The organism is Kitasatospora sp. NPDC048298 (assembly GCF_043201465.1).
Lineage (GTDB): Bacteria > Actinomycetota > Actinomycetes > Streptomycetales > Streptomycetaceae > Kitasatospora.
Window position 1 is genome coordinate 37,695 of record NZ_JBICYZ010000026.1, and the last position, 24,430, is coordinate 62,124.

Annotated in this window: 22 protein-coding genes; 16 read left to right on the top strand and 6 right to left on the bottom strand. The window is 73.2% G+C overall.

Features of this window, described 5'->3' with window-relative positions:
• Nucleotides 1–42 precede the first annotated feature (42 nt).
• From ACGF0D_RS20245 to ACGF0D_RS20255, 3 genes are all read left to right on the top strand, one after another.
• Nucleotides 43–1,770, top strand: coding sequence for a carbamoyltransferase (locus ACGF0D_RS20245; protein WP_392918098.1), 1,728 nt, complete (start codon nt 43–45; stop codon nt 1,768–1,770).
• A gap of 145 nt (nt 1,771–1,915) precedes the next feature.
• A complete protein-coding gene (locus ACGF0D_RS20250) occupies nt 1,916–2,641 on the top strand; it encodes an HAD family hydrolase (RefSeq protein ID WP_392918101.1) in 726 nt (241 codons plus the stop codon).
• Between the two features lie 100 nt (nt 2,642–2,741).
• Nucleotides 2,742–3,869: an MFS transporter gene (locus tag ACGF0D_RS20255; protein WP_392918103.1), complete on the top strand. Its 1,128-nt coding sequence runs from the start codon at nt 2,742–2,744 to the stop codon at nt 3,867–3,869.
• Nucleotides 3,870–3,900: 31 nt separating this feature from the next.
• Here the strand turns inward: ACGF0D_RS20255 and ACGF0D_RS20260 are convergent, their stop codons facing one another.
• Nucleotides 3,901–4,686, bottom strand: a complete 786-nt coding sequence (locus ACGF0D_RS20260) for a VOC family protein (RefSeq protein WP_392869289.1) — start codon at nt 4,684–4,686, stop codon at nt 3,901–3,903.
• A 199-nt stretch (nt 4,687–4,885) separates the two neighbouring features.
• Nucleotides 4,886–5,305: an I66 family serine proteinase inhibitor gene (locus ACGF0D_RS20265; RefSeq protein ID WP_392869287.1), complete on the bottom strand. Its 420-nt coding sequence runs from the start codon at nt 5,303–5,305 to the stop codon at nt 4,886–4,888.
• Nucleotides 5,306–5,499: 194 nt separating this feature from the next.
• Between ACGF0D_RS20265 and ACGF0D_RS20270 the strand changes: the two genes are divergently transcribed.
• Together ACGF0D_RS20270 and dnaE are read left to right on the top strand one after the other, a co-directional pair.
• The gene (locus ACGF0D_RS20270) at nt 5,500–6,345 is read left to right on the top strand and encodes a hypothetical protein (protein WP_392918106.1); all 846 of its coding nucleotides are present in this window, start codon (nt 5,500–5,502) and stop codon (nt 6,343–6,345) included.
• Nucleotides 6,346–6,469: 124 nt separating this feature from the next.
• Nucleotides 6,470–10,003 (top strand): DNA polymerase III subunit alpha, encoded by a 3,534-nt coding sequence (gene dnaE, locus ACGF0D_RS20275; protein ID WP_392918109.1) that lies wholly within the window; start codon nt 6,470–6,472, stop codon nt 10,001–10,003.
• Between the two features lie 212 nt (nt 10,004–10,215).
• Here the strand turns inward: dnaE and ACGF0D_RS20280 are convergent, their stop codons facing one another.
• Nucleotides 10,216–11,103, bottom strand: coding sequence for a LysR family transcriptional regulator (locus ACGF0D_RS20280; protein ID WP_392869282.1), 888 nt, complete (start codon nt 11,101–11,103; stop codon nt 10,216–10,218).
• A gap of 116 nt (nt 11,104–11,219) precedes the next feature.
• Here ACGF0D_RS20280 and ACGF0D_RS20285 point away from each other — a divergent pair, with 116 nt between their 5' ends.
• From ACGF0D_RS20285 to ACGF0D_RS20310, 6 genes are all read left to right on the top strand, one after another.
• A complete protein-coding gene (locus ACGF0D_RS20285; RefSeq protein ID WP_392918112.1) occupies nt 11,220–12,107 on the top strand; it encodes a dihydrodipicolinate synthase family protein in 888 nt (295 codons plus the stop codon).
• Nucleotides 12,108–12,221: 114 nt separating this feature from the next.
• Nucleotides 12,222–13,250 (top strand): aspartate-semialdehyde dehydrogenase, encoded by a 1,029-nt coding sequence (locus ACGF0D_RS20290; RefSeq protein WP_392918115.1) that lies wholly within the window; start codon nt 12,222–12,224, stop codon nt 13,248–13,250.
• Nucleotides 13,251–13,560: 310 nt separating this feature from the next.
• Nucleotides 13,561–14,844 (top strand): NYN domain-containing protein, encoded by a 1,284-nt coding sequence (locus tag ACGF0D_RS20295; protein WP_392918118.1) that lies wholly within the window; start codon nt 13,561–13,563, stop codon nt 14,842–14,844.
• A gap of 66 nt (nt 14,845–14,910) precedes the next feature.
• The gene (locus ACGF0D_RS20300) at nt 14,911–15,909 is read left to right on the top strand and encodes an ABC transporter ATP-binding protein (RefSeq protein ID WP_392869275.1); all 999 of its coding nucleotides are present in this window, start codon (nt 14,911–14,913) and stop codon (nt 15,907–15,909) included.
• Nucleotides 15,906–16,715 (top strand): ABC transporter permease, encoded by an 810-nt coding sequence (locus ACGF0D_RS20305; RefSeq protein WP_392869273.1) that lies wholly within the window; start codon nt 15,906–15,908, stop codon nt 16,713–16,715. The genes ACGF0D_RS20300 and ACGF0D_RS20305 overlap by 4 nt, the downstream gene beginning before the upstream one ends.
• Before the next feature lie 82 nt (nt 16,716–16,797).
• On the top strand, nt 16,798–17,562 hold the full coding sequence (locus ACGF0D_RS20310) for a hypothetical protein (protein WP_392918121.1): 765 nt from the start codon (nt 16,798–16,800) through the stop codon (nt 17,560–17,562).
• Between the two features lie 30 nt (nt 17,563–17,592).
• Here ACGF0D_RS20310 and ybaK read toward each other — a convergent pair whose 3' ends face one another.
• The 3 genes from ybaK to ACGF0D_RS20325 all read right to left on the bottom strand — a co-directional run bounded on the left by ybaK (nt 17,593) and on the right by ACGF0D_RS20325 (nt 20,503).
• Nucleotides 17,593–18,087: a Cys-tRNA(Pro) deacylase gene (gene ybaK, locus ACGF0D_RS20315; protein ID WP_392918124.1), complete on the bottom strand. Its 495-nt coding sequence runs from the start codon at nt 18,085–18,087 to the stop codon at nt 17,593–17,595.
• A 22-nt stretch (nt 18,088–18,109) separates the two neighbouring features.
• On the bottom strand, nt 18,110–18,838 hold the full coding sequence (locus ACGF0D_RS20320; RefSeq protein ID WP_392869267.1) for an LON peptidase substrate-binding domain-containing protein: 729 nt from the start codon (nt 18,836–18,838) through the stop codon (nt 18,110–18,112).
• Between the two features lie 84 nt (nt 18,839–18,922).
• A complete protein-coding gene (locus tag ACGF0D_RS20325) occupies nt 18,923–20,503 on the bottom strand; it encodes an oxidoreductase (RefSeq protein ID WP_392869265.1) in 1,581 nt (526 codons plus the stop codon).
• Between the two features lie 90 nt (nt 20,504–20,593).
• Here ACGF0D_RS20325 and hisD point away from each other — a divergent pair, with 90 nt between their 5' ends.
• Genes hisD through hisH form a run of 5 tightly spaced genes read left to right on the top strand, consistent with a single transcriptional unit; the run spans nt 20,594 to nt 24,428 of the window.
• Nucleotides 20,594–21,901 carry a histidinol dehydrogenase gene (gene hisD, locus ACGF0D_RS20330; RefSeq protein WP_392918127.1) on the top strand — a complete coding sequence of 436 codons (1,308 nt, stop codon included), beginning with the start codon at nt 20,594–20,596 and terminating at the stop codon, nt 21,899–21,901.
• 5 nt (nt 21,902–21,906) lie between these two features.
• Nucleotides 21,907–23,007 carry a histidinol-phosphate transaminase gene (locus ACGF0D_RS20335; RefSeq protein WP_392869261.1) on the top strand — a complete coding sequence of 367 codons (1,101 nt, stop codon included), beginning with the start codon at nt 21,907–21,909 and terminating at the stop codon, nt 23,005–23,007.
• A 5-nt stretch (nt 23,008–23,012) separates the two neighbouring features.
• Complete coding sequence (gene hisB / locus ACGF0D_RS20340) at nt 23,013–23,606, top strand: imidazoleglycerol-phosphate dehydratase HisB (RefSeq protein ID WP_049650368.1); 594 nt, start codon at nt 23,013–23,015, stop codon at nt 23,604–23,606.
• Complete coding sequence (locus ACGF0D_RS20345; RefSeq protein WP_392870133.1) at nt 23,603–23,755, top strand: hypothetical protein; 153 nt, start codon at nt 23,603–23,605, stop codon at nt 23,753–23,755. Before hisB ends, ACGF0D_RS20345 begins: the two co-directional genes overlap by 4 nt.
• A 37-nt stretch (nt 23,756–23,792) precedes the next feature.
• Nucleotides 23,793–24,428 (top strand): imidazole glycerol phosphate synthase subunit HisH, encoded by a 636-nt coding sequence (gene hisH / locus ACGF0D_RS20350; protein ID WP_392869259.1) that lies wholly within the window; start codon nt 23,793–23,795, stop codon nt 24,426–24,428.
• The last annotated feature ends 2 nt before the right edge of the window (nt 24,429–24,430 follow it).

Below are 24,430 nucleotides of genomic sequence, written 5' to 3' on the forward strand. Positions count from 1 at the left end.
CTACCTCGGGCCATTTCCCGCGAGCCCAGCTTGGAGCGGCACATGCTTGTTCTCGGAATTACCAACAATGACCTGGCCGGCGCCTGTCTGGTTCAGGACGGGACCGTCCTCGCGGCCGTCAGTGAGGAGCGGTTCAGCCGGGTCAAGGACCACAGGGCCTGGCCGGAGCAATCCATCGAGTACGTTCTGAAGGAGGCCGGGGTCACGCTTTCCGAGGTCGACCGGGTGGCCTACGGATGGCAGGCCGGATTCGACGCCGAAAAGCACCTGCTGCTCTATGTGGACCGCATTTCGGAGGAGGCCCTGCGGCGTCCCGAGGCGCTTCCGCACCTCCGTAAGCGGATATCCGACGAAATTCGCAACGACCGCGCGAAGCGCGCCGAGTTCGACGTCTTCACAGAGGACAACGGGCTGCGCGCCAAGGTGGTTCACGTCGACCACCGCGAGTCCCACGGGCTCGGCGCCTTCCTGTGCTCGCCGTTCGACGAGGCGCTCGTGGTCACCTGTGACGGCCGCGGGGACTTCCAGTCCCTGACCGTCACCCACTGCCACCCCGGCGGCGAGGAGGTGCTCCAGCGCGAGACCTCGATCGACAGCCTCGGCTACTTCTACGGCCGGATCACCAAGCTGCTCGGCTTCCGCCCCAACCGTCACGAGGGCAAGATCACCGGCCTGGCCGCCAACGGCGACCCGGACAAGCTCCTTCCGCTGATGCGGCGGATGATCGACGTCGAGGAGGACGGCTCGATCCGCGCCCGCTGCGGCGACTGGTACCAGCCGTCCTACGACGGCTACTCCGACGAGCTGCTGCGCGAGATCGCGACCCACGAGCCGGCCGATGTCGCGGCGGCGGCCCAGCGGCACGTGGAGAACCTGCTGACCGCGGTGGTGGCGCGGCACATCGGCCGGGTGCCCAGCGGCAACGTCTGCCTGTCCGGCGGGGTCTTCGCCAACGTCAAGCTGAACCAGCGGATCTTCGAGACCACGGGCGTGCGGAACATCTACGTGCTGCCGCCGATGGGCGACGGCGGGCTGCCGCTGCAGGCCGCCGTGGTGGTGGCCCACCGGGAGACCGGCGAGCGCCCGCGGGTGCCCTCGATGGCGCTCGGGCCGGACGCGGCGATCTCCGAGGGCCGGCTGGAGGAGATCCTGCACGACTACCCCGAGCTGCGCTACCGGCGGATCGGCGAGGACATGCGCGAGGTGCTGCTCGCCGCGCTGGAGGCGGACCAGGTCATCGGCACCTACCGCGGCCGGATGGAGTTCGGCCCGCGCGCGCTCGGGCGGCGCAGCGTCATCTACGGCACCGCCGACGTGACGATGAACGACTGGCTCAACAAGCGCCTGAACCGTACCGAGTTCATGCCCTTCGCGCCGATCACCGCCGAGGACCTGGCGGCCGACTGCTACGTGGGTTGGGACCCCGAGCAGCCCTCGGCGCTGTTCATGACGATCACCTACGACTGCCACGAGACCTTCGCCAAGGCCTGCCCGGCGGTGGTGCACGTCGACAACACCGCCCGGCCGCAGATCGTCCGGGCCCAGGACGACCCGTTCCTGCACGGTCTGCTGATGGCCTGGTACGAGCGCAGCGGGCAGGCCGCGCTGGTGAACACCTCGTTCAACAAGCACGAGGAGCCGATCGTCGGCTCGCACCGCGACGCGCTCGACCCGGTGCTCGACGAGGTGGTCGACCTGCTACTGGTGGACGACGTGTACCTGGTCTGGAAGGACTCCGCCGAGGGCTTCATGGCGCGGCAGTCGGTCTGACCGGGCCCGACCCGGGGGCGGGCCGGGCGGGCGAGGGGCCTGGATCGTGGAGCGAGGTCTAGTCCAATTGACCGTCCGGCCCGTCGGCCGGGAGAGTGTGAACCATCGTCAGACCGTATGGCGTGAGCGCCGAGTGAGGAGACCGATGCAGCCGCAAGCCGGAACGCGGTACGAGGTCGAGGCCGTCGTCTTCGACATGGACGGGGTCCTGATCGACTCCAGGCCGGTGATCGAGGAGGCGTGGCGGTCGGTGGCTCGGCGCCACGGCCGGGTACTGACGGACCCGGAGCTGGAGGAGTACGTCCACGGGCGGACCGGCGACCAGACGGTCCGGCTGATCTTCCCGGACCACTCGGACGCCGACCGGAAGGCGATCTGGGCCGAGGTGGACACCGTCGAGGAGGAGGCCCCGTACCCGGTGATCCCCGGGGCCGACGGGCTGGCCACCCGGCTCCGGCGGGCGGGCGTGCCGGTCGGCCTGGCCACCAGCAGCTGGCCGCGGAAGATCGAGAACGCGCTCGGCGGGCTCGGCCTGCTCGACGTCTTCCGGGTGCGCGTCACCCGGGACGACGTCGAGCTGGGAAAGCCGCACCCGGACCCGTACCTGGCGGCCTGTCGGGGGCTCGGGATCCGGCCGCAGCGCACGCTGGTCTTCGAGGACTCGGTCAGCGGGGTCCGCTCGGCGGTCGACGCGGGGGCGGTGTGCGTCGGCATCGGCGGGCCGGCCCTGGTGGAGGCGGGCGCGGTGGTCGCGGTGCCGGACTTCACCGCGCTGGTGGTGGACCACGCCGGTGACGCGGGGCCGCTCGTGCTGACCGACCCGGACGGGCTGGTGGCGGTGGTGCTGACGGCCGGGCCGCACGGTGGCTGAGCCGGGGCGGGCGGCGGCGGACGTGCCGGCGGACGTGCCGGCAGGGGCGCCGTCGGGGGCGCCGGCGGGGGTGGCGTCCGGGGCGGCGGACACGCCGGTGATGGCCAGGTCGGCGGCCGTCTCGGCGTTCGGCGTCTTCCTCGTCCTGGGGGTGCTCACCGCCTCGCTCGGAGCCTCGCTGCCCTTCCTGCGGGAACGTTTCGGCGCCGAGCACGAGGTGGGACGGGTGGTCTCCGCCTACAACCTCGGCGCGCTCGCCGCGACCGTCGGCATCGGCCTGCTCGGGCGGCGGCTGAACGTCAGGGCGGCGCCGCCCGTCCTGCTCGCCGTCTTCGCGGCGGGCGCGGCCGGGATGGCGGCCAGCCCCGGCTGGGTCGGCTACCTCGGCTGCGCGGCGGTGGCCGGCGTCGGCTACGGCGGACTGGCGCTCACCCTCAACACGGCGTTCGCGCGCGGCTTCGCGGGCAACAGCGTGGTGATGGTCAACCGGCTGAACGCGGTGTTCGGGATCGGCGCGATGCTGGGCCCGCTGGCCGCCGGGGCCCTGGGCCGAACCGACATCCGGCTGCTGGCGCTGGCGGCGGCGGTGTGCTCGCTGCCGTGCTTCCTGGTCGGGCGGGCCGGGGCGGTGCTCGCCACGACGCCCCGGACCGAGGCCGAGGACCGCGGCGAGGCCGGCGGACGGCGCGGCGGGGTCGTCGTGGCGTTCCTGCCGTTCCTGCTGGTCGGCCTGGTGTACGCGGGCCTGGAGACCAGCATCGGCGCCTGGCAGTCGACCCAGCTGGTCCGCGAGGGCTGGAGCACCCAGGCGGCGACCACCGCGGCCTCGGGGTTCTGGGCCGGGCTGGCCGTCGGCCGCCTGGTGATCCCGCAGCTGACCCGGCGGGTGCCGGGCCGCACCGCGCTGCCGGCCTACCTGGCGGCCGCGTTCGGCGCGCTGGCGCTCGCCGCCGTGCCGCACCTCGCGGTGGCGGCCTACCCGCTGGCCGGGCTGGCGCTGGCGCCGGTGCTGCCGACGCTGATCGCCTGGGTCTCCGGCGTGGCGGAGGTGCCGCAGCAGGCGACCTCGGTGCTGACGCTCTGCTGCATGCTCGGCAACGCCGTCGTACCGGCGGTGGTGGGGGCGCTCGGCGGGTCCGGCGGGCCGGTGGTGATCCCGGTGGTGCTGGCGGGGGCGTGCCTGCTCTGCCTCGGACTCGCGGGATGGCTGCGGGCCGTACGGCGGTGAGCGCCGGCCGGCCCGGGCGGTCGGGAGATCCTCAGGGTCGGAGCGGCTTGGGCTTGATCATCGCGAAGGGGGCGCCCTGCGGGTCGGCGACCACGGTCATCCGGCCGGCCATCATGTCGAAGGGCGGGACGAAGACAGAGCCGCCGCTCCTGACCAGGGCGTCCACGGTGGAGTCGACGTCGTCGACCGAGAAGTACGTCAGCCAGTGCGACGGGATGCCGGGCGGGTCGTTGGAGAGCAGGGTGGCGCCGCCCACCGGGCGGCCGCCGACGCGCAGCTCCCAGTACGAGTCCACGCCCTCCAGCGGCTCGATCTCGATGCCGAACGCCTCGCCGTAGAAGGCGGTGGCGGCCGGGATGTCACTGGTGTGCAGCTCATTCCAGATCAGCGCACCGGCCTGGTTGACGACCTTGGCGCCGGAGAACTCACCCGGCTGCCACGCGCCGAACACCGCGCCCTGCGGGTCGGCAGCGATCAGCATCCGGCCCAGGGTGCCGACGTCCATCGCCGGCGCGAGCAGGGTGCCGCCCGCGGAGACGATCGCGTCCTGGGTGGCCTGGGCGTCGGTGGTGGCCAGGTAGCTGGTCCAGACGGTCGGCGGCTCCGGGGCCCCGTCGGGGGACACCGCCGCGCCGATGCCGGCCACGGCCTTGCCGTCGAGCTCGCAGACGGCGTAGCCGCCGAACTCCTTCTTGCCGACCTGGCCCTGCCAGCCGAAGAGGTCGCGGTAGAAGTCCAGCGCGGCCTGCTGGTCCTTGGCCATCAGATCGACCCAGCACGGGGTGCCGGTCGCGTACGGGGAGGTGACCTCGGGCATGATCGCCCTTTCTGGTGAGGGGTCTCTCCCGGCCACCATCTCCTCGCGCCCGGCGGTTCGCCACTCGGGCCACCCGCCCCGCCGGGCCCGGGCGGACCGGCGCGGCGGGGCCGCTTGCCCGCCGACAGCGGCAGCGGCGGCGGGGAGGGTGCGGCCCCGCGCGGGGGCTGGGCGAGGGGCCGCGGCTCGGGGGCGGGGGTTACACGTCGATCTTCTCGAAGGTGAAGGCGGTGGAGCCTTCGAGGACGGGGATGACCTCGATCCGGCTCTGCCTGCCGGGTTCGAGGACGGTCCACGACGAACCGTGCGGGGACTTGATCCGGTAGGTGTCCGGGGCGCCGGCCACCGGGATCAGCTCCCACTCGGTGGCGTCGCCCTGGTCGAGGAGGAGGGAGACCAGCGGGCCGGCGGGCTTGAGGTCCTCCACGGCGGTCGGGGCGCCCTTGGCGTAGAGCCGGTAGTGGTTGTTGGGGAAGGCCTCGACGACCCAGACCGCGTCCTCGTCGTCGGTGTTGGCGAAGACGGCTTTGGGGGCGAGGTCCAGGGCCTCGTGGCGGGCTCGGCCGATCCTGGCGTCGCCGTTCTGGATGGTGTAGAGGCCGGACTCCAGCTGGGCCATGGCTGTCATTCCTTCGCGGTGTGGGCGAGGTGCAGGACAGTTGTACGTGTTCGGAGGAAGCCGGGGAGCGGGCCTCGGCGTGTCATCACCTGAACGAGCTACGCCCCCTTGCCCGCCGTCCGACCGCCGTCCGACCGCCGCCCGATCGCCCGCCCCACCGCCCGTGCCCCGGGGGCTGCGGCACGATGGACCCCATGCACAGCGACCACTACGCGCCGACGACCACCCTGCCCGGGCTCCTGCAGCGCGGCCGCGGCCAGGGCGCGCTGATCGCCGCCGAGGACGGCCCGTCGGTCGCCGAGCTGGTGTACGGCTGCATCCGCTGGGACTGGCGGTGGGACCCGACGGCCGACGACCGGGACCGCTACCTCGCCCGCCTGGTCCGGGACTTGGGGCTGCCGCTCGCGCCGGTGGTGGAGCTCCTGCCCGGCGACGAGGGCACCCGGCACCGGGCCACCCGCGTCCTGGAACTGCTCGCGCTCGGCGGCTCGGCGCAGGCCCGGGCGGCACTGCCGGACCCCGCCCCGGCGCCGGACGGCCCGACCCCGCACCACCCCGCGAAGGAGGCCTGCCCGGACCGCGGCGACGCGTACCCACCGGCGGGCCCCGGCGACGAGCGCGACATTCCGGCCCTGGTCGCCGAGCTGGAGCGGTGCTGGGTGGCGCGGACCTGGTGCGGCCCCGCCGCCCTCGCCCGCGACCTCGCCCGCTTCGGCCAGCGGGCCGCCGACGCCGTCTCCCTGCTGCGCCGCTTCTGGCTCTCGACCCCGCACTCGTCCGAGCGCCCCGCCTACCTGGAGGCGCTGGCGGCGATGGGGGCCGCGGGCATGCCCGAGGTGTACGTCGAGTCGCTGGACGACTGCGAACCGCGGGCCCGGCTCCGCGCCGTCCGCCACGCCCCCGACCGGCCCGCCGTGCGGGCCCGCCTCGGCCGCCTGCGGGACGATCCGCTGGAGGTGCCGGAGGTCCGCGAGGCCGCCGCGGCGCGCCTCTCGGGACTGGGTCGTCAGCTGTTCGAGGGGGCTAGAGTAGACGCGTGAACGTGTGAGTGGTGGTCCGGGCCCCGAGAGGCGCTCCGGGCCACATCCATTTCCAGGGCATCCCCTGTGACCTGCGCGTTCGCCGGCCCACCAGACCAGCACCAGAGCCTCCGGAGGCCCCGCCTTGAGCGACCAGCCGTTCGCGCATCTGCACGTCCACACCGAGTACTCGATGCTGGACGGCGCCGCCCGGCTGAAGCAGATGTTCAAGGAGGTCGAGCGCCTCGGTCAGACCCACGTGGCGATGACCGACCACGGCAACATGTACGGCGCCGCCGAGTTCCACCGGCAGGCCACCGACGCCGGCATCACCCCCGTCATCGGCATCGAGGCGTACGTCGCCCCCGAGTCCCGCTCCAACACCAAGCGCATCCTGTGGGGCCAGCCGCACCAGAAGCGGGACGACGTCTCCGCGTCCGGCGCGTACACCCACAAGACCATCTGGGCCCGCAACAAGGAGGGCCTGCACAACCTCTTCAAGCTGACCTCGCGCTCCTACGCCGAGGGCTGGCTGGTGAAGTGGCCCCGGATGGACAAGGAGCTGATCTCCGAGCTCTCCGGCGGCCTGATGGCCACCACCGGCTGCCCCTCCGGCGAGGTGCAGACCCGGCTGCGCCTCGGCCAGTTCGACGAGGCCCTCAAGTCGGCCGCCGACTACCGGGACATCTTCGGCAAGGAGAACTACTTCCTGGAGCTGATGGACCACGGCCTCGACATCGAGAAGCGGGTCCGCGACGGGTTGCTGGAGATCAGCCGGAAGCTGGACATCCCCCCGGTCGTCACCAACGACTCGCACTACACCACCGAGGCCGACGCCGGCGCGCACGACCTGCTGCTCTGCGTCCAGACCGGCAAGAACCTCTCGGACCCGGACCGCTTCCGCTTCGACGGCACCGGCTACTACATCAAGTCCGCGGCCGAGATGTACGCCCTCGACTCCTCCGACGCCTGGCAGGAGGGCTGCCGCAACAGCCAGCTGCTCGTCGCCTCCCGGGTCGACACCGAGGGCATGTTCAAGTTCAAGAACCTGATGCCCCGCTTCCCCATCCCGGAGGGCTTCGAGTCCGAGGCGGACTTCTTCAAGTCCAAGGTCTGGGAGGGCATGGACTGGCGCTTCCCGAACGGGTACGACGAGGAGCACAAGAAGCTCGCCGAGTACGAGATGGACACCATCATCCAGATGGGGTTCCCGGCGTACTTCCTCGTGGTCGCCGACTTCATCATGTGGGCCAAGAGCCAGGGCATCGCGGTGGGCCCCGGCCGTGGTTCGGCGGCCGGCTCGCTGGTCGCGTACGCGATGGGCATCACCGACCTCGACCCGATCCCGCACGGCCTGATCTTCGAGCGCTTCCTCAACCCCGAGCGCATCTCCATGCCCGACGTCGACATCGACTTCGACGAGCGCCGGCGCGGTGACGTGATCCGCTACGTGACCGAGAAGTGGGGATCCGACAAGGTCGCCATGATCGTCACGTACGGCACCATCAAGGCGAAGGCCGCCATCAAGGACTCCTCGCGCGTCCTCGGCTACCCGTACGCGATGGGCGACCGGATCACCAAGGCGATGCCGCCGGACGTCATGGGCAAGGGCATCCCGCTCTCCGGCATCACCGACTCCTCGCACCCGCGCTACAGCGAGGCCGGGGAGATCCGCGGGCTGTACGAGACCGACCCGGACGTCCGGAAGGTCATCGACACCGCGCGCGGCATCGAGGGCCTGATCCGCCAGCCCGGCGTGCACGCCGCGGGCGTCATCATGTCCGCCGAGCCGCTGACCGACCACATCCCGGTCTGGACCCGGCACACCGACGGCGTCACCATCACGCAGTTCGACTACCCCACTTGTGAGGGCCTCGGCCTCCTCAAGATGGACTTCCTCGGCCTGCGCAACCTGACGATCATGGACGACGCCGTCAAGGCGATCGAGAAGAACAAGGGCGTCAAGATCAACCTGCTTGATCTGCCCCTGGACGACAAGCCGACCTACGAACTCCTCGCCCGCGGCGACACGCTCGGCGTCTTCCAGCTCGACGGCGGGCCGATGCGCTCGCTGCTGCGCCTGATGAAGCCCGACAACTTCGAGGACATCTCCGCCGTCCTGGCGCTGTACCGCCCGGGCCCGATGGGCGTCAACTCCCATACGAACTACGCGCTGCGCAAGAACGGGCAGCAGGAGATCACCCCGATCCACCCGGAGCTGGAGAAGCCCCTGGAGGAGGTGCTCCGGCCGACGTACGGCCTGATCGTCTACCAGGAGCAGGTGCAGAAGGCCGCGCAGATCCTGGCCGGCTACTCCCTCGGCCAGGCCGACCTGCTGCGCCGGGCGATGGGCAAGAAGAAGAAGGAGATCCTGGAGGCGGAGTTCGTCCCCTTCCAGAAGGGCTGCCGCGAGCGCGGCTACTCCGACGCGGCCATCCAGGCCGTGTGGGACGTCCTCGTCCCCTTCTCCGGCTACGCGTTCAACAAAGCGCACACCGCCGGCTACGGGCTGGTCTCGTACTGGACCGCCTACCTCAAGGCCAACTACCCGGCCGAGTACATGTCCGGTCTGCTCACCTCCGTCAAGGACGACAAGGACAAGTCCGCGGTCTACCTCAACGAGTGCCGCAAGATGGGCATCCAGGTGCTGCCGCCGGACGTCAACGAGTCGGACTCGGACTTCACCCCGCACGGTGACACCCTGGTCCGCTTCGGCCTGACCGCCATCCGCAACGTCGGTGGGCCGGTGGTCGACTCGATGATCCGGACCCGGAAGGCGAAGGGGAAGTTCGCGTCCTTCCCCGACTTCCTGGACAAGGTGGAGTCGGTGGTCTGCAACAAGCGGACCGTCGAATCGCTGATCAAGGCCGGTGCGTTCGACTCGCTCGGGCACACCCGCAAGGGCCTGAGCGCGCAGTTCGAGCCGATGATCGACAACGTCGTCGGCGTGAAGCGCAAGGAGGCCGAGGGGCAGTTCGACCTCTTCGGCGGCGACGCCACCACGGACGAGCCGAGCTTCGGACTGGACGTCGTCTTCTCCGAGGAGGAGTGGGAGAAGTCCTTCCTGCTCACCCAGGAGCGGGAGATGCTCGGCCTGTACGTCTCCTCGCACCCGCTGCACGGCATCGAGCATGTGCTCGCCGACAAGGCGGACTGCGCGGTGGCCGACCTCGCGGAGCGGCCGGACGGGACGATCATCACCATCGGCGGCATCATCTCGGGCCTCCAGCGGAAGATGACCAAGCAGGGCAACGCGTGGGCGATCGCGACGGTGGAGGACCTCGCGGGGTCCATCGACTGCATGTTCTTCCCGGCGAGCTACCAGCTGGTTTCCTCGCAACTGGTCGAGGACGCCGTGGTGTTCGTGCGCGGCAAGCTGGACAAGCGGGAGGACGTGCCGCGGTTGATGGGGATGGAGCTGTCCGTCCCCGACCTGTCGAACGCCCACGCCGAGGCGCCGATCACCATCAACATCCCGAGTGGGAAGGTCACCCCGCCGCTGGTGGCCCGGCTCGGCGAGGTGCTCGGGAGCCACCGCGGCACCACCGAGGTGCGGGTGCGGCTGGAGGGCCGCAACAAGACCACGGTGCTGCGGTTGGACCGGCACCGGGTGAAGTCGGACCCGGCGCTGTTCGGGGACCTGAAGCAGCTGCTCGGGCCGAGCTGTCTGGCGGGGTGAGACCGGGCGGCGGCCGGGAGCGGCTGCCGGTGCTTGAGTGCGGGTAGCGGCCTTCCGCTTCGCGCAGTTCCCCGCGCCCCTTCGGGCGCGGGGAACTTCTGTTGTGGGGAGGGGAAGGAGGCAGGGGGCGGGAGGGAAGCGGAGGGGAAACGGGCGCGGGGAGCTGCTGTTGGGGGAGCGGCGGTGGGCGGCGTCGGGAGGGTGTGGGGGTGTCAGGTGCCGCTGCCGAGGCCGGGTGGGACGGCCGTGTGCAGGGCCGAGACGAAGGCGGAGATGGCCGGGTGGGAGCCGGCGCCGGCGCGGAAGGCGGCGCGGGTGCGGCGGTACATCGGCAGGCGGGTGAGGACGACGCCGGGCGGGAGTCCGGCCGTGCCCAGGTGGGGCACCAGGGCGACGCCCTGGCCGGCCGCCACCAGGGCCAGCACGGTGGTGAAGTCGTCGATCTGGTGCCGGATCCGGGGCGCGAAGCCAGCCGCCTCGCAGGCGCGGACGGCCATGGTGTGGCAGAGCGTGTCGGGCGGGGACATGATCCACGGCGCGGCGCGCTGCTCGGCGACGGTGCCCGGGACGCGGGCGGCCAGGTACATGGGCTCGGTGAAGACCGGGCGGGTCACCGCGAGGCCCGGCTCCGGGTCGGTCGGGACGAGGTCGTACTCGTGCACCAGTGCCACGTCCAGCTCGCCCGCCCGCAGCGCCGCGCCGACGGCCGCCGGGTCCACCTCGGTGACCATCGGCTCCAGCCCCGGGTGCCAGCTCGCCAGTTCGGCGAGCACCCCCGGGATGATCGCCCGGGCCGCCGAGGGGTAGGTGCCGATCCGCAGTGGGCCGGCCAACCCCCGCTTGGTGTGGGCGAGTTCGGCGCCGGCCTGCTCCAGCAGGGCGAGCACGGCCTCGGCGTGCCGGACCAGGTTGCGCCCGGCCGGGGTGAGGGTGACCCGCCGCCCGGTGCGCTCCAGCAGCGGGACGCCCGCCTCCTTCTCCAGGACGGACAGCTGCTGGGACACGGCCGAGGGGCTGAAGGAGAGCGCCTCGGCGACGGCCGCGATGGTGCCGAGGTGGGCGAGTTCGCGCAGCAGGCGCAGGCGTCGGACGTCCAGCATCGGTCCAGCCTAGTCGGGCACCGGCCCGAGCACGGCCCGAGCATCGGCTCAGCTTACGAGTAGCGTCGGAAATGTGAACTGGACCTGGGCGATCGGCGCGCCGCAGGATCGTGGGCATGGAACTCAAGGGCATCCACGTCCCCCTGATCACCCCCTTCGCCGCCGACGGCTCCGTCGCCCTCGACGCGCTGGAGAAGCTCTCGTACGAGCTCCTGGACGCCGGCGCGGCCGGGCTGGTCGCCCTCGGCACCACCGGCGAGCCGGCCGCGCTGACCGCCGGGGAGCGGGACGCGGTGGTGGACGTCGCCGCGGCCGCCTGCGCCGCGCGCGGGGCGCAGCTGACCGTCGGCGCCTCCGGCGGCGACACCCGGGCCGTCGGCGAGGCGCTGGCCGCGCTCGGCGCGCGGGTGCCGCAGGCCGCGGCGCTGGTCACCACGCCGTCCTTCGTCCGGGCCGGCGAGGCCGGGACGGTCGCACACTTCCGGGCGCTGGCCGCGAGCAGCCCGCTGCCGCTGCTCGTCTACCACATCCCGTACCGCACCGGGCAGCAGCTCTCCACCGCCGCGCTGCGCGAACTCGCCGCGATCGAGGGCGTGGTGGGCGTCAAGTACGCGACCGGCGGGCTGGACCAGACGGCCGCCGAACTGCTCGCCGACGCCCCCGCGGGGTTCGCGTTCCTCACCGGCGAGGACGCGTACCTCTCGCCGATGCTGGCGCTCGGCGCGGCCGGCGGCATCCTCGCCTCCGCCCACCTGGCGACCGGCCGGTTCGTCGAGCTGGTCGAGGCCTGGCAGGCCGGGGACGTGGCGCGGGCTCGGGCGCTCGGGCACCGGCTGACCGGCCTGGCGCTGTCCGCCTTCACCGCGCCGAACCCGACGGTGACCAAGGGCGTGCTGCACGCCCAGGGCCGCATCCCGACCCCCGACGTGCGGCTGCCCCTGCTGCCGGCCGGGGAGGCGGAGGTCCGCGCCGCACTGGCCCTCGCCAGTGGTCTGGACCACTAGAGTCCGTCCGGGCGGCCTCTCACACCGTGGAACGCCAGGCAGCCCCACCCGCGTGACAAGGCATGATGGACGGAGTGCGGCCGTGAACAGCACCATTCAGAGGAGTAGTCGGAGATGAAGATCGGCATTGTCGGCGCCACCGGCCAGGTCGGCGGCGTGGTCCGCGAGATCCTGGCGGAGCGCAACTTTCCGGTGGAGCAGCTGCGGCTGTTCGCCTCGGCCCGCTCGGCCGGGCGCACGCTGCCCTGGCAGGGCACCGAGGTCACCGTCGAGGACGCGGCCACGGCCGACTACACCGGCCTCGACATCGTGATCTTCTCGGCCGGGGGCTCGACCTCCAAGGCCCTGGCCCCCAAGGTCGCCGCGGCCGGTGCCGTCGTGATCGACAACTCCTCCGCCTGGCGCCGCGACCCCGAGGTCCCGCTGGTCGTCTCCGAGGTCAACCCGGAGGCCGTCGCGGACCGCCCCAAGGGCATCATCGCCAACCCGAACTGCACCACCATGGCCGCCATGCCCGTGCTGCGCCCGCTGCACGAGGAGGCCGGCCTGGCCGCGCTCGTCGTCTCCACCTACCAGGCCGTCTCCGGCAGCGGTGTGGCCGGCGTCGCCGAGCTGCAGGACCAGGCCGCCAAGGTCGTGGAGGGCGCCGCCGGGCTCGCCCACGACGGCGGTGCCGTCGAGTTCCCCGAGCCCAGGGTCTACGCGCGGCCGATCGCCTTCAACGTGGTGCCGCTGGCCGGCTCCCTCGTGGACGACGGCTCCAACGAGACCGACGAGGAGCAGAAGCTCCGCCACGAGAGCCGCAAGATCCTCGGCATCCCCGAGCTGAAGGTCTCCGGCACCTGCGTGCGCGTCCCGGTCTTCTCCGGCCACTCGCTGCAGATCAACGCCCGCTTCGAGCGCCCGATCAGCCCCGAGCGCGCCGTCGAGCTGCTCGGCGGCGCCCCCGGCGTCGAGCTGTCCGACATCCCCACCCCGCTCCAGGCCGCCGGCCGGGACCCGAGCTACGTCGGCCGCGTCCGGGCGGACGAGACGGTGGACAACGGCCTGTCGCTGTTCGTCTCGAACGACAACCTGCGCAAGGGCGCCGCGCTGAACGCCGTCCAGCTGGCCGAGCTGGTCGCCGCCGAGCTCAGGGGCTGAGCGTCCCCGGCCGAGCCGCACCGGCCGGACCACCGGTGTCCACCGTCCGGAACACCGCCGCGTGACCCAGGGCGGGCCCCGTCGTTGTACGGGGCCCGCCCTCGCTTCTGTCCGCTCCCGGCCGGGGCGGCTGTTGCGGTACCGGGACAAGCGGCGAGGTTCGGCGGGCGAACCGCGGGTAAAAGCTGACCCAACGATCGGGCGGCGACGGGGGCCCCTCACCTCGGCACGTCCGGACGACGGGCCGACCGGCCCGTTCCCGAATCGATCCACCCGACTGATTCCGAGGGCGAGCGAAAAGAGGTGCGCGATGGACCGCTGTGTCGTCCTGGTGGACGCCGGATACCTGCTGGGCGCCGCCGCCAGCCTGCTCGCCGGGGATCCGTCCCGTTCCAGGGTCACCGTGAACCACACGGCCCTGATCACCGCACTGCGCGAGCGGGCCGAGGCCGAGACCGGGCTGCCGCTGCTGCGGATCTACTGGTTCGACGCCGCGCCCGACCGGCGCCCGATGCCCGAGCACCGGCGGCTGCGGGTGCTGCCCCGGGTCACCGTACGGCTGGGCGCGCTCACCCGGGCCGAGGGGCGCTGGGTGCAGAAGGGCGTGGACGCCGCGATGCACGCCGAACTCTCCGAACTCGCCCGCAACCGGGCCTGCGCCGACGTCGTGCTGATCACCGGCGACGGGGACCTGCTGCCCGGCATGATGACCGCCAAGGAACACGGGGTGGCCGTCCACCTGTGGGCCCTGCAGGCCGCCGACGGCGACTTCAACCAGTCCGAGGACCTGGTCGGCGAGGCGGACGAGCGGCGGGTGCTGGACCGGGAGTGGATCGAGGGGTCCTTCTCGCTGCGCGAGCACTCCAGCCTGTTCCCGGCCCCGGGCGCCCGGCAGGAGATCGCCAAGATCCTCGCCGCCCCGCCCGCCACGCTGCCCACCGTGGTGCCGCCGGTGGTCCGCCCGGCCGCCGCCGAGGCAGCCGCCGCCGCGGCCCCGGAGAGCACCGCCCCCGCCGTCGACGGACGGCCGCAGCCGGCCGCGGCCGCGCTCAAGGTCGTACCGACACCGAAGGACCTGGCCGGGCGCGCCCCCTCCGTCACCCCGGTCACCCCGGTGGCCGGCGCCACCAACGGCCACGCCACCAACGGGCACGCCGCCGCCGCGCAGGGCGGGCCGGTGCTGCGCTGGTCCTCCGACCGGGGCTGGGTGGACCGGCCCGCCCCGGAGCCCGCCGTCACCGCCGGCGACAGCCTGCCCACCCTCGCCCAGCTCACCACCGCCGAGCAGCGCTGGGCCGACCGCGAGGAGGACATCACCTCCATCGGCGGCGACGCCCACGAGGTCGGGCAGGTCTTCGCCCGCCGCTGGAGCGAACGCCTCGGCGACAACGAGAGACTCACCGTGCTCTGGCCCGACTACCCGCGGATCCCGCACCGGGTGGACGGCGAGCTGCTGCGCTACGCCGCCCGCTTCGGACTGCTGGCGCACAAGGACGACCAGATCGACGAACACGACCGCTACGCCATCCGGGCCGGGTTCTGGAAGGAACTGGCGGCGCGGGTGCCGGGCGGGTCGATGGTCGTCGAGGACTGAGCCGACCCGACCGGTCCGAGGCCCCCTTGTCCGGTTCGCCTGTATGAGCGCGTAGAGTCGTCGGTCGTGAACGAGACGGCCGGGCGAGCACCCGAGGAACCCCAGCCGTGCGTGGCCGTACGCGACCTGGTCAGGACCTACCGCAGCGGACGCGGCGCGGCCGCCACCGAGATCCGGGCCAACGACGGCATCAGCCTCACCGTCCGCCAGGGCGAGATCTTCGGGCTGCTCGGGCCGAACGGGGCCGGGAAGTCGACGCTGGTGCGCCAGCTCACCGGGCTGCTGCGCCCCGACTCGGGATCCGTCGAACTCCTCGGTCACGACATCGTGCGCCACCCCGACCGGGCCGCCCGGCTGCTCGGCTACCTCGGGCAGGAATCCACCGCGCTGGACGAGCTGACCGTGGCGCTTGCCGCCGAGACCACCGGACGGCTGCGCGGACTCACCCGGGCGCAGGCCCGCGGCGCGGCCGCGGACGTGCTGGCCGAACTCGGGCTGGAGCCGATCGCCACCCGGCCGCTCGCCAAGCTGTCCGGCGGACAGCGGCGGCTCGCCTGCTTCGCCGCCACCCTGGTGGGGGAGCGGCCGCTGCTCGTCCTGGACGAGCCCACCACCGGCATGGACCCCGTCGCCCGGCGGGCCGTGTGGAGTGCCGTGGACCGGCGGCGCGCCGAGCACGGGACGACGGTGCTGCTGGTCACCCACAACGTGATCGAGGCGGAGACGGTGCTCGACCGGGTCGCCGTGGTCGACGACGGCCGGGTGATCGCCTGCGACACGCCCGGCGGGCTCAAGGCACTGGTGGACGGCGATGTCCGGCTGGACCTGGTCTGGCGGGACGAGGCGCCGGTCGGCGTGCCCGCCGTCGCCGCGCTGCGCGAACGGGCCGAGTGCACCGGGCGCCGCTGGACCGTCCGCACCACCCCCGAGCAGGCCCGCGAACTGGTCGCCGCCGTCACCACCGGCCCGGCCTTCGCCGCGCTCGACGACTTCACCCTCGCCACCCCGAGCCTTGAGGACGCCTACCTCAAGCTGGGCGGCCGCCACGGAGGACTGGCCAAGTGACACTGCTCTCGGTGCCGCCGGAGACCCGCCGGTCCACGGCCGCCCCCGCTCCGCTCGCCCCCGCGGCCGGGCTGCTGCCGGCGCTCGCGGCCGTGTACCGGGCGCAGCTCGCCCGGGCGCGGGTGGCGCGCATCCCGCTGCTGTTCGTGGCCACCTTCCAGTCCGTCGGCATCCTGGTGATGATGCGGGGCGTGGTGGACGCCGGGCAGTCCTCGGAGGCGCGGTCGGTGGTCGCCGGCGCGAGCGTGCTGGTGGTGGCCTTCGTCGCGCTGAACCTGCTCGCCCAGTACTTCGGGAAGCTGCGGGCCACCGGCGGGCTCGACCACTACGCGACGCTGCCGGTGCCGGCCGCCTCGGTGGTGCTGGGGACGGCCGCCGCGTACGCCTCCTTCACCCTGCCCGGGACGCTCGCCACGGCGGCGTTCGGGGCGGTGACGTTCGGGCTGCCGCTCGGGCAGCTGTGGGTGCTGCTGGCGGTCGTGCCGCTGGCCGGGGCCGCGCTGTCGGGGCTGGGGGCGGCCTGCGGGCTGCTGGCGCCGCGGCAGGAGATCGCGACGATGCTCGGGCAGCTCGGGATGTCGGCCGCCCTGCTGCTGGGCGTGCTGCCGGCGGAGCACCTGCCGCAGCCGGTGCAGTGGCTGCGGGACCTGCTGCCGTCCACGTACGGGGTGGACGCCTTCGCACGGACCTTCGCGCCGGATCCGGACTGGGCGCTGGTGCTCGGGGACCTCGCGGTCTGCGCGGGGGTGGGCGTGGTGTCGCTGGCCGTCGCCACCTGGGCGTACCGGCGGGCGGTCTCGCGGTAGGGGCGTCCCGTGGCGGGACCGTCCCGGTTCCGTGGGTACGGTGGTGGGTCGTTCGAGTGGCCGTCGTGAAACGATGGGGCCTGTGACCGTACCGAACACACCTCCGGATCCCGCCCCCGCCGATGCGCAGGCGGAGCCGGACGCAGCGCCCGACCCGTTCGCGCCGCCGGCGCACGGCGCCACCGCCTTCGGGGAGGGGACGACTCCGCTGGGGAAGCGGCTGCTGCCGGAGGTGCGGGTCGGTGCCGGTGTCGTGGTCGCCTGTCTGGTGGCCGCACTGGTGGTGGCCGGGCTGTGGGTCTGGCTGGCGCCGAAGGTGCCGCTGCTGGTGGACGGGGACCGCATCCTCTACGCCGACCCCGAGGGCGAGCAGCGGGCCGGGGCCGACGCGGTGTTCGTGCTCATAGCCCTGGGGGCCGGGATCCTGACCGCGCTCGGGGCCTTCCTGGTGACCCGGCGGCGCGGCGGCGGCATCGCGGTCGCGGTGGGGCTGACCGTCGGCGGGCTGCTCGGATCGATCGGGGCCTGGCGGATCGGGCGGTGGCTCGGGCCGAGCGGCGACCTGATCGGCCAGGCCCGGCGGGTCGGCGACGGCGGCCACTTCGACGCGAGCATCGACCTGGGGGCGCTGGGGGCGCTGCTGGTCTGGCCGATGACGGCGATGGTGGTGCTGCTCCTGCTCTCGGCCGCGTTCGGGAAGCGCGAGGAGGATCCGCCGCCGTACTGGGCGCCGGTCGCGCAGGCTCAGCTGGGGGTGCCGCCGACGGGCACGCCGACGGGGACTCCGACGGGCGCGCCGACGGGGCAGTGGGCCGGGCCGGGGACGGGGAGCGGCCCGGAACGCTGACCGGCTGCCCGCGGGCCCGGTGCGGCGGGCTCAGCGGGCGATGGCGGCGGTGTGGGCCCCGGTGAGCGCGACCAGGTCGGCGGGGGCGAGTTCCACTTCGAGGCCGCGGCGGCCGGCCGAGACGTAGACGGTGGGGTGGCCGAGCGCGCTGGCGTCGACGACGGTGCGCAGCGGGCGGCGCTGGCCCAGCGGGGAGATGCCGCCGCGGACGTAGCCGCTGCTGCGCTCGGCGGCGGCCGGGTCGGCCATGGCGGCGCGCTTGCCGCCGACGGCCGCCGCCAGGGCCTTGAGGTCGAGCTGGCCGGCGACCGGGACCACGCCGACGGTGAGGGTGCCGTCCACGTCGGCGACGAGGGTCTTGAAGACCCGCTCGGGCGTGACACCGAGGGCCTCGGCGGCCTCGCCGCCGTAGGAGGCGGCGGCCGGGTCGTGGTCGTAGGCGTGCACGGTGAACGGGACGGCGGAGGCTTCCAGGGCGACGGTGGCGGGGGTGCCCTGCCCGCCCTTCCTGCTCTTCTTGGCCATGCGGGGTCCTCGGGCTCCTCGGTCAGTTGGGGCTGAAGCGCTGGCGGGTGAGGTCGGCGGCGGGCAGCGAGGGCAGCCAGCTGAGGACGGCGGTCTCGCGGCGCAGCAGGTCGAGCTCGGCGCGCAGCCGCTGGGCGGTGTCCGGGCAGGCGAGCAGCCGCTGCTTGACCGGGGTCTCGAACACCGAGGCGGCGGCGACCAGGTAGGAGAGCACCTGGGGGTCGTCCGGGAGCTCCTGGCGGCCGACGGTGCTGGCCTCGCGGGCGCCGGCCAGGCGCTTCTGGTAGACCCGGAACGCCCGCTCGACCTCGGAGGCCAGAGCGCCGGAGCCCTCGCCGGGGAGCTCCTCGATCGGCTCGATCTCGCCGGTCAGGTACGGGCCGGAGACGTCCGCCGAGCGCAGCCGGAACCGGGTGGTGCCGGTGACCAGCAGCTCGTAGCGGCCGTCCGGCTGGTGCTCGACGGAGGCGACGTCGGCGACGCAGCCGATGTGGAACAGCGCCTCCAACGGGTCCCCGGTGGCGGTGCCGAGGCCGTCCAACGGGCCGGCCGGGCCCTCCTCGGGCCTGACCGGCGCGACCTCCCGGCCGTCCCTGATCGCGAGCACGCCGAACCGCCGGGGGGTGTCCTCGGAGTGTTCGAGCAGGTCGGCGACGAGACGGCGGTAGCGCTCCTCGAAGACGTTCAGGGGCAGCACCAGGCCCGGGTAGAGCACGGTGTTCAGCGGGAAGAGCGGCAGCCGTTCTGTCACGGCGGACAGCGTAGTTCCCCGGACGGGGGCCTTGTCGCACGGATGACGAGGCCACCCGGTCGGCGGCCCCCGCCGCCGCCCGGCTCAGCCACGCTGGAGCATCCGCGTGGCGCCGGCGACGACCGTGGAGGCGAGCAACCAGCCGATGACGACCAGCCCGGCGGAGATCCACTGGGAGAGGCCGCCCGGGTTCCAGCCGCCCTGGTTGAGGTCCACGATCGGCAGCAGCTGGTTCAGGGTGTACAGCACCGCGTTCCAGTGCGGGCGCTCGTCGGCCTTGAGCGGCTCCGGCGGGTGGGTGGCGAACCAGAGGCTGCCGAGGATCCAGGCGAGCAGCAGCCACAGGCCCGCCCGGCCCGGCCGGTAGCCGTAGCCGACGGTGGCGTCCTGGACCGCGCCCCAGGCGCGGGCGGGCAGCGGCAGGGTGCGGCGGCGCCGGCGCTGCTTGGCGTAGAGCACCTCGCGGGCGTCGTCGTCGGCGCCGTCGCGGCGCAGGGCGGCGGCCAGCTGCTCGTAGGACTCGGGCTGGAAGTCCACCGAGGAGCCCTCCAGCCAGGCGATCCGCTGCTGGACGGTGAACGTGCTGATCGGGCGCAGGTTCTCGTAGACGAAGCCGGTGAGGCCCAGGTGCTTGCCGAGCGGCCAGGCGTGCGGCCGGTCGACCAGGTTGCCGACCCGGGCGCGGGAGAGCGAGACGGTGCCGGTGGGGCGGAAGTCGCAGGAGAACCGCAGCTCGGGGGTCTGGATGCGGCGCAGCGAGAGCTCGTCGTCGTCCTCCAGGTGGAACTCGCCGGAGATCAGGCAGGCGCCCTCGAAGCGGGAGTCGGACAGCCGGACCCGACCGAAGGCCCGGAACGGGGTGACGGGGCCGTCGGGCGGCGGGACCTGGCCGTAGCCGGAGCCGTAGTAGCCCCGGGAGCCGATCCAGCCGAGGTCGGCGGAGCCGGTCAGGTAGAGGGTGTGGCCGATGGTGACCCGGACGGCGTTGAGGCAGGTCTGGTTGTGCCGGCGGTCGGCGTGCAGCTGGGCGCCGCGCAGCGAGAGCCGGCCGCCTATCCGGGCCGTGCGTATGCTCAACTCGCCCCGGGTCTCCAGGCGTTCGGCTTCGAAGTCCTGGTTGACGGTGATCCCGTCGGCGGAGACGGCCCGGCCGTAGCGGTCGCCGCCGACGTGCGTCTGGTTGAGCAGCAGGTCGGTGCCGATCTTGGCGTCGGTGAGCCGGATGCCCTCGGGGAGCCGGCAGCGGGCCAGGTGGAGGTCGCCAGTGGTGGAGATCCGGGAGGCCTCCAGCCGGGGGATCAGGCAGTTCACGAAGCGCAGCGTCGGGGCCGAGGCCTCGGAGAGCAGGATCTTGTGCTCGAAGCGGCACTCGTGGAGCTCGATGTAGCGGTCTATGGCGGCGCCGGCCAGGTTGAGCGCGCCGGTGACCAGCACGCCGCTGAACCGCAGCGAGGCGACCCGCCCGGGGGCGGGCCGCGGGCCGGCCAGCAGCAGGTGGGCGAGCACCTCGGCGCGGACGGTGCGCTCGGGGCCCCAGTCGGCGTCGCCGAAGGGGTCGTCGGCGTCCGCGTCGCCCGTTCGCAGGTCCAGGATCACACCTTGGCGGTAAGCCTCCCAGAGCCGCTGCTCGACCCCCGTCCAGCCCTCCGGAGCACGCTCCGCCATGGTTTCCCCCGTCCCCCGGTCGTCTCGCCTTTCGTATCACGGACTGAAATGCGGGACCAGCGGTTCCGGCCACTCCTTACACTGGGTGGCGTGATCTCTCGAATCGACCTCCGCGGCTCGCTGGACGACCCGCGTGACCTGCTGCCCCGTGCCGAGTTCGACGTCGCGGCCGCCCTGGAGAAGGTGCGGCCGATCGCCGAGGACGTACGCCATCGCGGGGTCGCGGCGCTGATCGAGATCACCGAGCGCTTCGACGGCGTCCGGCTGGAGTCGACCCGTGTCCCGGCCGAGCAGCTCACCGCCGCGCTGGAGACGCTGGACCCGAAGGTGCGGGCCGCGCTGGAGGAGTCGATCCGCCGGGCCCGCGCCGTGCACGCGGACCAGCGCCGCACCGGGCACACCACCCAGGTGGTGCCGGGCGGCACCGTCACCCAGCGCTGGGTGCCGGTCGAGCGGGTCGGCCTGTACGTGCCGGGCGGGCTGGCGGTCTACCCGTCCTCCGTGGTGATGAACGTGGTGCCGGCCCAGGAGGCGGGCGTCCGGGGCATCGCGGTCACCTCCCCGCCGCAGAAGGAGTTCGGGGGACGCGTCCACCCGGCCGTCCTGGCGGCCTGCGCGCTGCTCGGCGTGGACGAGGTCTACTCCGTCGGCGGCGCCCAGGCGGTCGCGATGTTCGCCCTCGGCACCGAGGAGTGCGCGCCGGTCAACGTGGTGACCGGTCCGGGCAACATCTACGTGGCCGCCGCCAAGCGCTACTTCGCCGGCCGGATCGGCATCGACTCCGAGGCCGGCCCGACCGAGATCGCCGTCCTCGCCGACGACAGCGCGCTGGCGTCCGACGTCGCCGCCGACCTGATCAGCCAGGCCGAGCACGGGCCGACCTCCGGCTCGGTGCTGGTCACCGACTCCCCGGCGCTCGCCGACGCCGTCGAGGCCGAGCTGGCCGCGCAGGTCGCGCGGACCAAGCACGCCGAGCGGGTGGCCGAGGCGCTGGGCGGCAAGCAGTCCGGCATCATCCTGGTCGACGACCTGGAGCAGGGCCTCGCCGTGGTCAACGCGTACGCGGCCGAGCACCTGGAGATCCAGACCCGGGACGCGCACGCGGTGGCGGCCCGGGTGGTCAACGCCGGCGCGATCTTCATCGGCCGCTGGACCCCGGTCTCGCTGGGCGACTACGCGGCCGGCTCCAACCACGTGCTGCCGACCGGCGGCTGCGCCTGCCACTCCTCCGGGCTGTCGGTGCAGACCTTCCTGCGCGGTGTCCAGGTCGTCGAGTACGACCGGGACGCGCTGGCGGACGTCGCCGCGCACGTGGTCAACCTGGCGAACGCCGAGGACCTGCCGGGGCACGGGGACGCGATCAAGGCCCGCTTCGACTGGACGGTGCCCGGCTCGTGACTCACATGACTCGCATCGACGACCTCCCCGTCCGGGACGAGCTGCGCGGCCAGTCCCCGTACGGCGCGCCGCAGCTGGACGTGCCCGTCCAGCTGAACACCAACGAGAACCCGTACCCGCTGCCCGAGGAACTGGTGGCCCGGATCGCCGAGCGCGTCGCCGAGGCCGCCCGCGGGCTGAACCGCTACCCCGACCGGGACGCGGTCGAGCTGCGCGAGGGCCTCGCCGCGTACCTCGCCGAGACCACCGGCTTCCCGGTCGGCCGGGCGCAGGTGTGGGCCGCCAACGGCTCCAACGAGGTGCTCCAGCAGCTGCTGCAGACCTTCGGCGGCCCCGGCCGCAGCGCGCTCGGCTTCGAGCCCTCGTACTCCATGCACGCGCTGATCTCCCGGGGCACCGGCACCGCCTGGATCTCCGGGCCGCGCAACGACGACTTCACCATCGACGTGGACGCCGCCGTCGCCGCCATCGCGGAGCACCGGCCCAACGTGGTGTTCATCTGCTCGCCCAACAACCCGACCGGCACCGCCGTGGACGCCGACACCGTGCTGCGGCTGTACGAGGCCGCGCAGGCCGCCCGGCCCAGCCTGGTCGTGGTGGACGAGGCGTACGTCGAGTTCTCGCACCGCGCCTCGCTGCTGCCGCTGATCGAGGGCCGGCCCAACCTGGTGGTCAGCCGCACCATGTCCAAGGCCTTCGGCGCGGCCGGGCTGCGCCTGGGCTACCTGGCCGCCGACCCGGCCGTGGTGGACGCGGTGCAGCTGGTGCGCCTGCCGTACCACCTGTCGGCTGTCACCCAGGCCACCGCGCTGGCCTGCCTGGAGCACACCGACACCCTGCTCGGGTACGTCGGGCGGCTCAAGGAGGAGCGCGACCGGCTGGTCGACGCGCTGCGCGGGATGGGCCTGGAGGTCACCGACTCGGACGCCAACTTCGTCCAGTTCGGCCGCTTCGCCGACACCCACGCGGTGTGGCAGGCGATCCTCGACCAGGGCGTCCTGGTCCGCGACAACGGCGTCCCCGGGTGGCTGCGCGTCACCGCCGGCACGCCCGCCGAGAACGACGCCTTCCTGGACGCCGTCCGCACTGTGATCAAGGAGCTGTAACCCCCATGTCCCGCATCGGACGCGTCGAGCGCACCACCAAGGAGACCTCGGTCCTGGTCGAGATAGACCTCGACGGCACCGGGAGGACCGACATCTCCACGGGCGTCGGCTTCTACGACCACATGCTCGACCAGCTCGGCCGGCACGGCCTGTTCGACCTCACCGTCAAGACCGACGGTGACCTGCACATCGACACCCACCACACCATCGAGGACACCGCCCTCGCGCTCGGCGCCGCCTTCAAGCAGGCGCTCGGCGACAAGGTGGGCATCTACCGCTTCGGCAACTGCACGGTGCCGCTGGACGAGTCGCTCGCCCAGGTCACCGTGGACCTCTCCGGCCGGCCGTACCTGGTGCACACCGAGCCCGAGGGCATCGCGCCGATGATCGGCTCGTACGACACCACCATGACCCGGCACATCCTGGAGTCCTTCGTGGCCCAGGCGCAGATCGCGCTGCACGTCCACGTGCCGTACGGGCGCAACGCGCACCACATCGTGGAGTGCCAGTTCAAGGCGCTGGCCCGGGCGCTGCGCTACGCCGCCGAGCGCGACCCGCGCGCGGCCGGAATCCTCCCGTCGACCAAGGGTGCGCTGTGAGCAACACCGCGATGATCCTCGTCTTCGTCGGCCTCTTCCTGGCCGGCGGAGTCATCTCCTTCTGGAAGCAGAAGCAGTCGAAGGGCGTCATCCTGGTGCTCGCCTTCGGCTCCGTGATGTGCCTGGCCTCCGGCCTCATGCGCCTGTAGACCCGCCGCCCGCCGCAGAGAGACTGGACACCTGAACATGGGCAAGAACGTCGTCGTCCTCGACTACGGCTCCGGCAACCTCCGCTCCGCGCAGCGCGCCCTGGAGCGGACCGGAGCGGACGTCACCGTCAGCGCCGACTACGACACCGCGATGGCCGCGGACGGCCTGCTCGTCCCCGGCGTGGGGGCCTTCGAGGCCTGCATGCGCGGACTCAGGTCCGTCCGCGGGGACTGGATCATCGGCCGCCGGCTCGCCGGGGGTCGACCGGTCATGGGCATCTGCGTCGGCATGCAGATCCTCTTCGAGAAGGGGGTCGAGCACGGCGTGGAGACGGCCGGCTGCGACGAGTGGCCGGGCACCGTGGAGCCGCTGGAGGCCCCCGTCGTCCCGCACATGGGCTGGAACACCGTGGACGCCCCCGAGGGCAGCCGGATGTTCGCCGGCCTCGACCCCGAGACCCGCTTCTACTTCGTGCACTCCTACGGGGTGCGGCACTGGGAACTGGAAGCCCACAGCGCGCGGATCAACGCGCCGCTGGTCACCTGGGCCACCCACGGGCAGCCGTTCGTCGCGGCCGTCGAGAACGGCCCGCTCTGGGCCACCCAGTTCCACCCCGAGAAGTCCGGCGACGCCGGCGCCGCCCTGCTGACCAACTGGGTCAACACCCTCTGACT